The organism is Lacrimispora sp. 38-1 (assembly GCF_049890855.1).
In the GTDB taxonomy this organism is placed as follows: domain Bacteria; phylum Bacillota; class Clostridia; order Lachnospirales; family Lachnospiraceae; genus Lacrimispora.
This window is the reverse complement of the sequence record NZ_JBANEW010000015.1, coordinates 36,763-50,329: the sequence shown is the minus strand read 5'-3', so window position 1 is coordinate 50,329 and position 13,567 is coordinate 36,763. Positions and strand designations below refer to the sequence as shown.

Here is a 13,567-nt window from a genome sequence, read left to right as displayed (position 1 = left end):
CTTTCATTATCTGATCTTAATAAAATAACCGGTTTACCGCACTGAAGATACCCCGAATAGACGCTCTGGTGATATTGGAACTGATTCCCACACCGTAAGTTGCCTTTCCGGTTTTCACATCAAGCAGATGGATATAGGATGCAGCCTGCGCTCCGGATCCGGATGTAAGTGCATGTTCGTAGTAATCCAGCACCCGAATCTCGATACCAAGCTCCTTCTCCAGACCCTTCTGTACAGCATCGATCGGTCCGTTTCCCACACCCTCGAAGACTTTTTCCACACCATGGTCTGTGTAACGGACTTTGGCAAGAGTTGAGAACTCCACATCTTCTTCTGCCTCTGTAATCTGGCTTTTTCTGAAATGGATTGGTTCCTTTCTCTCTGTGTAGCAGCTTTTAAACTCTTCCAGGATCTGCTCAGGCGCAACCTCACCCTGCTTCTCGGAAATTGCCTGAATGACATCAGCAAACTCCTTGTGCATACCCTTAGGAAGCTTGAAGCCATAGAACGTATCCATAACAAATGCTACGCCGCCCTTGCCGGACTGGCTGTTGATCCTGACAATGGGCTCATACTGCCTGCCAATATCGGAAGGATCGATGGGAAGGTAAGGTACCTCCCAGAACGGATTCTTCCTTTCATGCATCGCCTGCATGCCTTTATTAATGGCATCCTGGTGAGAGCCTGAAAATGCAGTGAAAACAAGTTTGCCGGCATATGGGTGTCTGGGTTCCACTTCCATCTTGGTACAGCGCTCGTAAACATCCACGATCTCCCGGATATTCTCAAGATGAAGTTCCGGATTAATGCCTTGAGAAAACATATTATAGGCAACTGTTAAAATATCCACGTTGCCGGTACGTTCTCCATTCCCAAGCAGAGTTCCTTCCACACGGTCTGCACCTGCAAGAAGAGCCAGCTCAGTCGCCGCAATTCCTGTTCCCCTGTCATTGTGGGGATGAACGCTTAAAATAATGCTGTCACGGTTTTTAAACCGGGAATTCATCCATTCAATCTGATCTGCATATACGTTGGGAGTTGTCATCTCCACAGTGGAAGGAAGATTGAAGATGATCTTCTTTTCCGGAGTTGCTTCCCAGGTTTCCTGCACAGCCGTACAGATATCAAGGGCAAATTGAAGCTCTGTTCCGGTAAAGCTTTCAGGAGAATACTCAAGCATAACCTCTCCCTTAAAATCCTGCATATACTGTTTCACCCACTGGGTTCCCTGTATCGCAATCTCTTTAATCTCATCCATCTCTTTGCGGAATACCACATCACGCTGTAATGTAGATGTGGAATTGTAGATATGAACGATTGACTTCTTTACTCCTTCCAAGGCCTCAAATGTTCTCTTAATCAAATGCTCTCTGCACTGGACCAGAACCTGAATTACCACATCATCTGGAATCAGCTTCCGTTCAACAAGCTGCCTTAAGAAATCAAACTCAATCTGGGAAGCAGCAGGAAATCCCACTTCAATCTCCTTAAAACCAAGTTTAATCAGAAGGTTAAACATCTCAATCTTTTCTTCCACCACCATAGGCTCAATAAGAGCCTGGTTTCCGTCTCTCAAATCCACACTGCACCAGATCGGCGCTTTCTTAATCTCCCTGCACGGCCATTGTCTTTCCGGATAGCTCACTACCGGTACCCGCTTATATCTTTCATAATTCAACATGTCTGATCTCCTCCATATTCCTTTTTGTCTGTATTTCCTTCATAAAAAATCAATTCAGGCTTTGGAGTCGATAAATCACGCTGTATTTCTTGACAATGAACAACGTGGGTTTTAAAGGTCTAACCCCATCTGTCATCATTCCTTTGCATTAAAATCACATGCCGTGCTCTGACAAACCACCACGGTAAAGTGTTATGCTATTATAGCACGAGTAAAAATGACTTACAACAAAAACTTTTCAAACCCGTAAATTCTTTTATCGGCTCATCTGTAAAAGCTTGGTCTTTAATTCCCCTTCCATACGGGCAAGCTCTGCTTCTGCTATTTTTCGTTTCTCTCTTCCCTCAGCCTGAATGCGCACCACTTCATCAAGAGTTGTTATCAGAGATTCATTGGTCTTTTTCAGTGTTTCCATGTCAACGATACCACGCTCTGACTCTTTTGCTGTCTCGATGGTTGCTGTCTTTAAGACTTCTGCATTCTTGCGCAGCAGCTCGTTGGTCATATCGGTTACTTCCCTTTGTGCCTTTGCCGCCTGCTCGGAATGATTGATTCCGATGGCAAGAACCATCTGACTCTTCCAGAGAGGGATGGTATTGACAAGGGTAGACTGGATTTTCTCTGTCATTAAGGTATCGTTATTTTGAACCAGCCTGATCTGAGGGGCCATCTGAATGGAAATCATACGGGTCAGTTCCAGGTCATGGATTTTCTTTTCAAAACGTCCGCACATGGCAGACAAATCGTTGGCTGCCTGGGCGTCTTCCGGAAGACCGCTTCTTGCTGCCCGGTCCATTAAAAGAGGGAGTTCTTCCTGCTGAACCTTTAAAAGCTTTCTCTTGCCTGCCAGAATATACATGGTGAGTTCTTTAAAATAAGTGGTGTTTAACTCATACATCTTATCTAACAGGGCAATGTCCTTTAAAAGCTGAATCTGGTGATTCTGCAGAATCTTGCAGATCTGGTTGACATTAGTCTCTGCAGAGGCATACCTGGCCTTCATGCTGTCAAGGCGGTTGGCACTCTTTTTAAAGAAACCGAAAAAGCCTTTTTCCTCTTCTTCGTTTTCAAAACTTTTTAACTCCGTCACTACATTGGTGAGCATCTGGCCAACTTCCCCCAGATCCTTAGACTTTACATTATCAAGTGCAGACTCGGAAAAGTCAGCAATCTTTTTTTGAGCTCCGGCACCATACTGAAGTACCATATTGGAATCTTTTAAATTAATTTTTTCTGCAAAATCAGAAACCAGACGCTCTTCTTCCGGAGTAAGTTCCGGAACCGGAGCAGTCTCAGCGATTGTTTCATTGCTTTTTAAAAGCTCATTTCCCTCTATCACACCTTCTGTCTGTTCAAATGGTGTCAGCGTGAGCTGGGGCGCTTCTTTTATCATCTCTTCCATATCCTTACTCATTCTTTGTTCCTCCTGTAAAATCGCTTCCGGTCCAGCCATCCTTCTTTAACATGGTCTGTAGCACCGATGCATCCGTGGTAATGTCCATAGCCGCGTCCTGGTAAAGATCGTCAAGCAGCCTTTCAAATGCCTGATTGATGGTGTCAAGAGTTCCCTCTATCTCCTTTTTTGCACTGACAATATTATTCCCCTCTATCCCCGTGCTTTCAAAATCCCTGTAGGCATTGACCAGCTTTACAGTTGTGGGAAGGTAATATTCCATAAACTGTTCCATCTCACCCATCTGCTCCGGATGCTTTAAAACGGTATCAAAAATTCTCTGTATTACATCCTCCAGCATGGATATCTTCCGGGAAATGACTTCTCCCGGAATGGCATCATTCGCTTCTCTTAATATTCTTAAATAATCTCTTCCCTGGGTCATCATCTCCTGCAAAGCCTTATTTTCCTGAACGGCATTCTGAGAAATCTGATTCAGTTCTGCTTCTTTTTCCCGCTCCCTTAATGCCTTCTGGCATTCCAGATACTGGCTATATGTGGCTTCACTTAAGATCAGGCAGGTTTTCTGCTCGTCTAAATATGCATGGGGAAAAATACCCAGCTTCATCATTTTCTCCACGTCTTTCAGTACATATTCACGGGATTTTCCAACACTTGCCGCCAGTTCTTCCAAATTGGAATACATACGCTTTTCTGACTGTTTGGCATAGATCCGGGCTCTTTTTAATCTTCCGCTTACGGACAGTCCGGCAAAAAGCATGCACCCGGAAGCGATTCCTGCCGCCATAAGAAATGTAAAAGCGCTGGCTGCCGCCCATGCAACAGGCCTTAAGATCAGGGAAATAAAAAGAGAAGCAAGTACCGCAATAAAATCCAAGCCCAGAAAGATACTTCCGAAAATGGTTAAAAGTATTCCGGATACACGCCCCTGCTGGTTGACTTTGATCTCCTGCCTGCCTGTTCCGGCTAAAGAACTGCCTGTCCGCTCCTTTACGGAACGGCTGGTCTGAAACGCCCTGTATCCAGGTCCGTCATCTGTCTCTTCCCCCGCCTCACTGCTTTCGCCCCTGTTAGTCCGCCCTGTCGTCTGGGTCCAGCCTTTCGTTCCTTTCACCAACTGGTTTCTTGCTTCATCAAGCGCAAAATTTACGGAATCGGATATGATTCGGTTCAGCTGGTTAAAATCTCTGGAATCAATGGCGCTTTGCACCGTACTGCGGATTTGTTCTCCTAAGTTTGATTTATCTTTTTTATCCATATTTCCGATCTCCCAAAATAAATTTGCAGATACGTACAATCATACCATGAATTGTTATCATTTACAATCAGACACCTTTATAAATACTGAAAAAGTCATTGAAAAACCGGCTTTTACTCACGGTTTTCAATGACTTATATTTACAATCAGGAAATGACGTGTCCCCTTGCTTTCATGACATCAATCACCTGTTCCACATACTTCTCGCAGGTTTTCAAATCCGCGGCTTCTACCATTACACGGACAACCGGTTCCGTACCAGACTGACGGAGAAGAATCCTTCCGCTGTCTCCAAGGCCTTGTGCTGCTTTTTCCACTTCTGCCTTCACCGCTTCATCATCCTGGGCAGCTGTCTTGTCATGAACACGGACGTTCTTTAATACCTGGGGATAAATTTCCAGCTCAGATACCAGCTTTCCCAGGCTTTCTTTCTTTTCAAGGATCACTTCCATCACTTTTAAGGAGGTTAAGATTCCGTCGCCGGTAGTGGCATGTTTGCTGAATATAATATGACCTGACTGTTCGCCGCCCAGACAATTTCCATAGGTAACCATGTTCTCATAGACATATTTGTCTCCAACAGCTGTTTTCTCATACTCAATGCCTTCACGGTCCAAAGCTTTATATAATCCGAAATTAGACATCACGGTCGTTACTACTTTGTTATTTTTAAGGAGTCCCTGCTCTTTCATATATTTGCCGCAGATATATAAGATGCCGTCTCCGTCAACCACATTTCCGTTCTCATCCACTGCGAGACAGCGGTCCGCATCTCCATCATAGGCAAATCCCACATCTGCTCCCACTTCCTTAACAAACTTTACAAGCTGATCCATATGAGTGGAACCGCAGCCGGTATTAATATTCAATCCGTTGGGTTCGCTGCTGATTACATGGGTTTCTGCACCAAGAGCATCAAATACATTCTTGGCAATAGCGGAGGCACTTCCGTTGGCACAGTCTAACGCCACCTTTTTATTTTTAAAGGATCTGGTTGCTGTAGAAATTAAATATCCTATATAGCGGTTTCTGCCTGCAGCAAAATCCACGGTTCTGCCGATCTTATCCTGTGTGGCAAACGGAAGCTCTTCCATCTCTCCATCTAAATATCTCTCTATCTCTGTAATGACTGACTCTTCTAATTTTTCTCCCTTTTCATTGATCACTTTGATTCCGTTATCATAGTATGGATTATGGCTGGCGGAGATCATGATTCCGCAGGAAAAGCCTTCTGTACGGACAACGTAGGAAACGCTGGGAGTCGTGGTTACATGAAGCAGATACGCATCAGCTCCGGATGCAGTAAGACCTGCCACAAGAGAATATTCAAACATATAGCTGCTGCGCCTTGTATCTTTTCCGATTACGATCCTGCATACCTCAGCCGGTTTTTTCTGTCCATAGTACCAGCCTAAAAAGCGGCCTACCTTAAAAGCATCCTCAACGGTCAGCGTAACATTTGCTTCTCCTCTAAAACCGTCGGTTCCAAAATATTTTCCCATTTTATTATTCTCCTTTAAAATCTTCGGTGATACAAAGTGATATGTACTATACCATATTCCTGCCCTGTTTTCAATTTAAGGGACTAAAGCTGCATAAAGAATGGTTCTTGCATCATCAAATTCATAGCTGCAGGTGACAAACGACCAAAGAGTCTCAACCGGCTCCTGAGGCGCCTGATAGAACATACCGCTCTTTGTCATCTCGTCAACATACAACCGAAAGCTCTCATCAGTTTCAAATTTCGTTTTTCTGCGGATTCCGGAGGCATCTGTATAAAGCACAGTGACTGGCCGCAGATGAAATTCCCGCTGCGGTGTATAGATTACAATGTCCTGATGGGCGCGGTAAAAAGACTCTTCCTTATATTTTATGATATCCTTAAACATGGATCCATTTTTCATATGATGCCCATAAATTATGTTATGTCTTCCGGAAAAATCAGGTTCACTGTCACAGTCAAGAAATATGGCTCCTGACGGATTCTTTTTCCCTTCAAAATCTGTATCCAGGTAAGTATCATTATTATCAGTACGGACAATCGGGTAATCGATACTGGTATCTGCAATGCGGATCCAGCCAACAATATCCGGATTGATCTTTCGCAGTTCATCAAAAGAAATGGGGGATACATAAGGCTCTTCTTTTTTTATCTCTGTATCTGAACCAGCAGTAACGCTCTCTTTTTGTCCCCCGGCCAGCTCAGCCAGGCTTTCATAAAGATGGTCAGAATCCTGCTTTTCCCGGTAATCAGAATAAAGTACTCCCGCCCCGGCTGCCAGAAGCAGGAAAGCAAATATGAGAATTCCTGTTGACATTTTTTTTCTATTCATGGCACTCTCCTGCTTTCTTTTTTATATTCTTCTGCTTCAGTATAGCTTATTTTAATAAAAATCTCAATCTTTTATAAGCTGCGCTAGACTTTTAGCGTTTTTTTCTATATACTAAGGAAAGAAAATGTTACTTTGGAGAATATTATGAAAAATCAAGAGACGATCATTTATGTGAACATGCTAGGCGGGTTCTCCGTTACCATTGGAGACAAAATAATAGTTGATCAGAATAATCAGGCAAAAAAACCTTGGAGTCTTTTGGAGTATTTAATCACTTTTCGGGGAAGGGATATTCCTGTTGAGGAATTGATCGACCTGTTTTGGAAAGATGAAGCCAGCAACAATCCTGCCGGCGCTTTAAAGACGCTGATGTTCCGCGTCCGAAAGCTTCTTGAGCCTCTTGGGCTTCCAACTCAGGAACTGGTATTTCAAAACAGAAAAGCTTACGGCTGGACAAGGGAGCTTACTACCGTGTGTGACACGGACAAGTTTGAAGAGCTTTGTCTTCAGGCTGAAAGCAAGGAATTTCCGGAAGAGATACGCCTGAAACTGTCAATGGAAGCATTTAATCTTTATAAGGGAAACTTCCTTCCAAAATCTGAATGGGAATCCTGGGTGATTCCGATTCACACCTATTATCATACCCTTTATCAGAAATTAGTGAAAAAAATCCTTTTGATGTTAGATGACCGGAAGGATTATCCAACGATGATTGATGTCTGCCAGCAGACAATCTCCATTGATCCATATGGAGAAGATGCCCATTATTATCTGATTTATGCCCTGTACCAGAGCGGCAACCAGATGATGTCCCTGGAGCATTATAAACGGGTAAACGACATGTTCTACAACGAGTTTGCCATCACCCCCTCCATTCGCTTTAAAGAGCTGTATAAGATGATCAGCGACAAAAAGCATGGTATTACCATGGATTTAAGCACTATCAGGGAGATCCTTTTAGAGGGCGGAACCAATAAAGGAGCATTCTGCTGTGAGCCTTCCGTATTCAGGGATATCTATCAGCTGGAGGCCAGAGCTATTGAACGAACGGGAGATTCCATCTTTTTATGTCTGCTTACCATCAGCAATTTAAAGGGGGATTTATTAAAGCCGGCGGTTCAGACCCGTGCCATGGATGAGCTGGGCAGTTCCATCCGTAATTCCCTGCGCAGAGGAGACGTATACAGCAGGTACAGTGTAAGCCAGTATTTAATGCTTCTTCCTACTGCAACCTATGAAAACGGAGAGATGGTTTTAAAACGGATAATCCAGAATTTTAAAAAGGAATACTCCCGGAAAGATTTGTCCATTACCTATTCTCTTCAAAGTGTTCTGCCTTTTAAATGAGGTGATACCTCTCTATTAATACCTACTACAGGAGGAATATGATGTTACAGGATGATTTTATTACACTTACGCTTCAAAAGCAAAAAAACATTGCTCTGATCGCCCATGACAACGAGAAACATGCATTAATCGAATGGTGCACCGAGCATAAGGAGATCTTAAAAAACCACACGCTGTGCGGTACCGGTACGACTGCCCGCATGATTACAGACCAGACAGGCCTTCCGGTAAAAGGCTACAACAGCGGTCCTTTAGGCGGTGACCAGCAGATTGGTGCAAAGATTGTGGAAGGCCGCATTGATCTGGTTATCTTCTTTTCCGATCCCCTGACTGCACAGCCTCATGACCCGGACGTAAAGGCACTGCTTCGAATTGCCCAGGTTTATGATATTCCCATTGCCAATACCAGAGCAACCGCTGATTTCATCATTACTTCTCCTCTCATGGAAAATACTTATGAGCATCAGGTAATTAATTTTAATAAGAATATATCAGACAGAGCAAAAACGTTATAAGTTTTTATTAATAGTACAGACTTTACATGTTTCCTGTGCAGAGTCTGTACTATTTATTTATCTTTCTGCCCGAGTAAAATATCCGCAATTCTTCTGCTGGCTTCTCCATCTCCATATGGATTGCCTGCGTTGCTCATCCTGTTATATAAATTGTTATCATTCAGCAAACCGGATACCGAATTATATATCCGCTCTTCTTCAATCCCAGTCAAAAGCAGCGCTCCTGAATCAACGCCCTCCGGACGTTCCGTTGATTTGCGCAGAACCAGCACCGGTTTTCCTAAGCTTGGTGCCTCTTCCTGTATCCCTCCGCTGTCTGTCAGAATCAGCGCTGCTCTTGCAAGAAAATTATGAAAATCTATTACATCTAAAGGTTCAACCAGACGGATCCTTTCCTCTCCGGCGAATACAGAGCCGGCAATTTCCCTGACAAGCGGGTTTAAGTGAATGGGATATATGACCTTAACATCAGGATACGCATCTGTTATCCGTTTCACAGCACGAAAAATCTGCCTCATCGGCTCCCCTAAATTTTCCCTTCTGTGAGCAGTCAGCAAAATCAGCCTGCTTCCGGATGCCCATTCTAAAAGTTCATGGCTGTAATCCGCTCTGACTGTAGTTTTCAGCGCATCGATCCCTGTATTGCCCGTGACAAATATGGTGGAAGGATTCTTTCCCTCACAAATCAGATTCTGCCTGGCTTTTTCTGTTGGGGCAAAATGATAGTTGGCTATGATACCAATTGCCTGTCTGTTAAATTCTTCAGGGTAAGGCGAATAAATATCATGGGTCCTTAACCCGGCCTCTACATGTCCTACCGGAATCTGTAAATAAAAACAGGCAAGTGCACAGGCAAATGCTGTTGAGGTATCTCCATGGACCAGAACCACATCCGGTTTTTCTTTTTCCAAAACACCGCTGATTCTATTTAAAATATTGACGGTGATTTCAAAAAGTGTCTGCTTTTCCTTCATTATGGAAAGATCATAGTCCGGTTCAATTAAAAACGCGTCCAGAACCTGCTTTAACATGGATTTATGCTGTCCGGTTACACAGACACATACCCTGGCTTCTTCCCTGCCTCTCAGTTCCAGTACCAAAGGACACATCTTTATGGCCTCCGGTCTTGTCCCAAATACAAGCATGATATTCTTCACGGTACATAGCTCCTTCCCAGTCATTCAGCGGATTTACCTGTATACTCATAGGCCAGCATTGCCATAACCTGATCAAATGATGTAATCCCGCTTCCGTCTTCCATACCAAAAGCTCCGTAATAAGGAGATGCAGTATCTATTATTCTCATTTTTTCCATTTTTTTAAGAGCTTTCCCCTGGAGTTTTTTATCCCCCTTAACCTCCCCAATCATTGCTATCAGAGCATAAACAGCTGTTGAATCATAGTTATAACCTTCCACTACCGTTCCATCTGTTTTATAACGTGCTTTCACCCCTCCTGCGTCCATTTGTGCCTTTAACCAGGACATCGAATCATCCGGCAGCAGCCCGGCTTCCGCTAAATGAAGCAGCGTAATCATGGCTTCTGCAGCATTTAAATCATCGGGAGCATAGGAATTTGTACTATAATGATACCAGCTGTAATACAGAGGAAAACCATCGCTTATTTTTCCTCCAAGAATCAGCTTTTTTGCCGATTCATAAGGTTCTGCGAACCTGTCATCCCGGTCTGCCAGCCAGGACATCGTCTGTAAGTCACCATAACACAGTGTAAAGCGGTCTGCATACTTTTTATAACGGACATCATAGAAATCTACGTAATTTCTGTTGTGAAGTCCGTATTTTGCTATTTCTCGGGAATAATCGTTTATCAGCTGGTCATAACCGCCCCATAAATTATTTGCAGAAAGAAGTGCACCCAAAATCCGAAAATCATCCAAAAGCGAATTCACCTCCGACGGCTTATCTCCGTTTACTTTCCACGCAGTTAATCCGTTTACGCGCATCACTCCTGTGATGTAAGATAGGATTTTTTCAAATAACTGCTGATCCTTTCGCAAGAGCGCATATTCCAGCATCACTCCCTGTGTTTCGCTTAAAATATCGCTGTTCATGGCATTACCCTGAGAAGGATCATAGGTAGTATGAACGCCTCCCCTGTCATCCATCAGACTGCCCAGGACAAAATCACCGGTCACTTTTGCGCTTCCTTCTGTCAGATCTTTCAGATATCCTTCAAACACAGAATTTTTTACGATCGGCTTTGTGCTCCATGCCCGTATCACCCCATGCTCATCCAGAAACAATGTGGTTGGGATGGCATGAATACCAAGCCCTTTATAGGCAGACAGCCCCTCATCATAGTAAGTATCCATACTGATCTTCTGATCTGATAAATACTTTTTTACCGTTTCTTTTGTCTCCTTTTTGTTATCTGTTTTATTCACCAGGATATAATTGAAGTCTCCATATTTTTTTGCCGTGCTTACAAATTCATTCATATGAGAAAGCTCGTTCCGGCAATCCGGGCACCAGCTGGCCCAAAAAGTCAATATGGACGGCTTACCTTCAAATTCTTTCATGGATATTTTTTTCCCCGACTCACTGGTAAAGCTGATATCAGGAATTTTCTCATTTAAATTGCAGTATTCCGGCAGGATCGCCGTAATATCGTCAAGAGAGGTTTCTTCTGCGCTCTCCTTTCGCCTCCTTTGCAGCTCTTCTTCCTCATTGAAATAATGAGACAGTAAAAGCAGACCTCCTGCAGTGAATACCGTCAGCATGCAAAGAATGATGATTAATGCCTTTTCCGTTCTGCTCCCCGACAGAGCCTTTTTCATATGGTATGTCCCCTTTCGTTATGTGCATCCTCTGCATGGACCAGTTTAATCTGTTCCATCTCTTCCTTCAGTTTTGTATATCCCTCCATAAGATCATTCTGGTTTTTCTCAAGTTTTTTAATTTTATCCAGTATTTCTTCCAGTTCAGATATCTTTCTTTCCTCCTGCAAAGAGACCTCATCCTGCTCAGTAACCTCATCCTGCAGACTGGGGGGAGTGGGTTGTATCTCAACATTCTTATGCGGTACCCTGCCGGTTTCTGCAATTTCTTCCAGCTCCAGGATTAATTCCTCAAGATCTGTGTTACCTGATTTCGTCTTATCTTCCTGAAGTATCACCGGTGCCTGATTATGCCCTGCACACTCTCTAATATGAATTTCGTCAGCTGCTGAGGCTGTATCCCTTTCAGGGATAGTTTCAGCAGCAGTAACCACACTTTTATCTTTTTTTAACATATCAGGTCCCATATAGCCTTCCGAAACAGTGACAGTTACATTGCCATTCAGTATGGCAGACTGCATATCAAATGAATTGGTCATACTTTTATAACGCTGCTCAATGGCTTTATGTTCTTCGATTTCAAATTGTTTTAATACGGCCGCTTCTCTCGTCTGCTGGTTTTCCTTCTGCTGCCGTTCTGAATCAGATGTTTTTACAAATGTCACAGCATTCTCAAAAATATATTTTATTCCAACAGATGCAATAATTATAAAAACCGGCAGTACATGAAAATGATACCTGTTCTGACTTTCAACCATAAGATGCATGGCTGCCGTTCCAAGATAAACCAGAACCAGAATATAGAGAGGGGAAGCCCTTCTTTGCAGCAGATAAATTAAAGTCAGAAAAGAAAAGAGCACAGCCACCAGATAAGCAATCTGGTTAGCACTTTTCATTTGATTAAGAAATATTGTCCGGTCCGGGGTCAGCTCATTTTGCTCTTTTAAAAAGGCAAGATTCCAGTCAGCACCATAATTATCGTTTCCCCAAAGTAATTCGTATTTCTTTATAAGAAGATTAAATAACCCGCCCGGATCAGCAGCAAGCCGTTGGTACGCTTTCTCCCGGCACGCAAGCTGTGCCTCGATTGGAGAACCGGTCCGTTCCAGATTTTCATATAAAAATTTGGAATCTTCTTCATTCCACACGCCATTGGAATCCGCATTAAGTCCCACCAGCAAATTGTAGCCAAAGGACTGGCTGAAGGAAGGTATTGTCTGATTAATGGTAAGCTCTATATCTGTATTAATAATACCTGATACAGCCATATAAGCTGCCAGGATCAGGGCTGCCCGCAGCCAGCCCTTAGCCAAAAATCTCACCCATATGGAAATGCTGTTGACTGGTATTCCCGGTAACTTCGTCTTAACAGGAATCAGGAACAAAAAGACTGCTATCAAAAGAATCAGAGCCATAGGGCGGATCGCAGCAGTCACTGCAATCATACAGCCAAGCAGAATATGAAGGAGAACCCCTCTGACCGCATGCTTTGTGGCACCATCATAATCCATGACCAGATGTAGAAAAAGCAGGACACATGAATAAAAGAAAAAAGTAAACGAATACTCGGAAGCCAGCATATTGATATTGAGGATTTGGGAAGGCCAGAATGCCGAAGCTGTAAGCGCAGCCACGCCTGCCATTCTGCCTCCCAGCCGTCTGGCAATCCGGTAAATCAAAAAAACCGTTCCTATGGAAAACACAGCATTTGCAGCCTGTCCATTCCAGACACTTGTCCCAAATATAACAAAAACAGTTTTTAAAATATAACAATACCCCAATATATGGGGAAACATCCCAATATAATTGCAATAGCCCTCTCCCTTTTCCTGAAGAACTCCTTCCTTTAGCATTTTGGCAATCTCATAGTAAGTCTTATAATCAGATGCCGGTTCCATGGGCAGTTCCCGTATCACAAAAACTCTGGCGGCGAATGCAAGAGTCAGAACCAGGAAAACATAGATCACCTCCATACCAGATAAGTATTTATGGTACTTCCGAAGCTTTGCAGTAATTCCTATCCTTGCAGACAGCAGTGCAAAGAAATTTACTCCAGACCAGGTCAGGAAAAAGATAAGAATGAGCATTCCTTTCATTGCATAAGGATACTCCTGATTACCCTGTACATCAGAAACGCCGGTAATCAGGATATATGCCATGCCTGCAATTGATAATGCAATACAAAAACTATAAAACCAGTTTTTCTCTAATTTCACCCTTCT

At 43.3% G+C, this 13,567-nt stretch carries 10 protein-coding genes; 2 read left to right on the top strand and 8 right to left on the bottom strand.

The annotated features are described in order from the left end of the window. Positions 1–16: 16 nt before the first annotated feature. The 5 genes from leuA to srtB form a co-directional block, all read right to left on the bottom strand. Positions 17–1,681 carry a 2-isopropylmalate synthase gene (gene leuA, locus V7D18_RS04185; protein ID WP_426151748.1) on the bottom strand — a complete coding sequence of 555 codons (1,665 nt, stop codon included), beginning with the start codon at positions 1,679–1,681 and terminating at the stop codon, positions 17–19. 256 nt (positions 1,682–1,937) lie between these two features. Next, entirely contained in the window at positions 1,938–3,095 is a 1,158-nt protein-coding gene (locus tag V7D18_RS04180) for a toxic anion resistance protein (RefSeq protein WP_426151746.1), read from the bottom strand. Then, on the bottom strand, positions 3,088–4,353 hold the full coding sequence (locus tag V7D18_RS04175; RefSeq protein WP_426151744.1) for a 5-bromo-4-chloroindolyl phosphate hydrolysis family protein: 1,266 nt from the start codon (positions 4,351–4,353) through the stop codon (positions 3,088–3,090). The genes V7D18_RS04180 and V7D18_RS04175 overlap by 8 nt, the downstream gene beginning before the upstream one ends. A gap of 146 nt (positions 4,354–4,499) precedes the next feature. After that, the gene (glmM, locus tag V7D18_RS04170; protein WP_426151742.1) at positions 4,500–5,855 is read right to left on the bottom strand and encodes a phosphoglucosamine mutase; all 1,356 of its coding nucleotides are present in this window, start codon (positions 5,853–5,855) and stop codon (positions 4,500–4,502) included. Between the two features lie 75 nt (positions 5,856–5,930). Beyond that, complete coding sequence (srtB, locus tag V7D18_RS04165) at positions 5,931–6,686, bottom strand: class B sortase (RefSeq protein WP_426151740.1); 756 nt, start codon at positions 6,684–6,686, stop codon at positions 5,931–5,933. Positions 6,687–6,830: 144 nt separating this feature from the next. Between srtB and V7D18_RS04160 the strand changes: the two genes are divergently transcribed. Next, the gene (locus tag V7D18_RS04160; RefSeq protein ID WP_426151738.1) at positions 6,831–8,033 is read left to right on the top strand and encodes a BTAD domain-containing putative transcriptional regulator; all 1,203 of its coding nucleotides are present in this window, start codon (positions 6,831–6,833) and stop codon (positions 8,031–8,033) included. 41 nt (positions 8,034–8,074) lie between these two features. Continuing rightward, the gene (locus V7D18_RS04155) at positions 8,075–8,548 is read left to right on the top strand and encodes a methylglyoxal synthase (RefSeq protein WP_426151928.1); all 474 of its coding nucleotides are present in this window, start codon (positions 8,075–8,077) and stop codon (positions 8,546–8,548) included. 53 nt (positions 8,549–8,601) lie between these two features. Here V7D18_RS04155 and wecB read toward each other — a convergent pair whose 3' ends face one another. Genes wecB through V7D18_RS04140 form a run of 3 tightly spaced genes read right to left on the bottom strand, consistent with a single transcriptional unit; the run spans position 8,602 to position 13,561 of the window. Continuing rightward, positions 8,602–9,705: a non-hydrolyzing UDP-N-acetylglucosamine 2-epimerase gene (wecB, locus tag V7D18_RS04150; RefSeq protein ID WP_426151736.1), complete on the bottom strand. Its 1,104-nt coding sequence runs from the start codon at positions 9,703–9,705 to the stop codon at positions 8,602–8,604. 20 nt (positions 9,706–9,725) lie between these two features. Further along, positions 9,726–11,345 (bottom strand): TlpA family protein disulfide reductase, encoded by a 1,620-nt coding sequence (locus V7D18_RS04145; RefSeq protein WP_426151734.1) that lies wholly within the window; start codon positions 11,343–11,345, stop codon positions 9,726–9,728. Further along, positions 11,342–13,561, bottom strand: coding sequence for a hypothetical protein (locus V7D18_RS04140; RefSeq protein ID WP_426151732.1), 2,220 nt, complete (start codon positions 13,559–13,561; stop codon positions 11,342–11,344). Before V7D18_RS04140 ends, V7D18_RS04145 begins: the two co-directional genes overlap by 4 nt. Between the last annotated feature and the right edge of the window lie 6 nt (positions 13,562–13,567).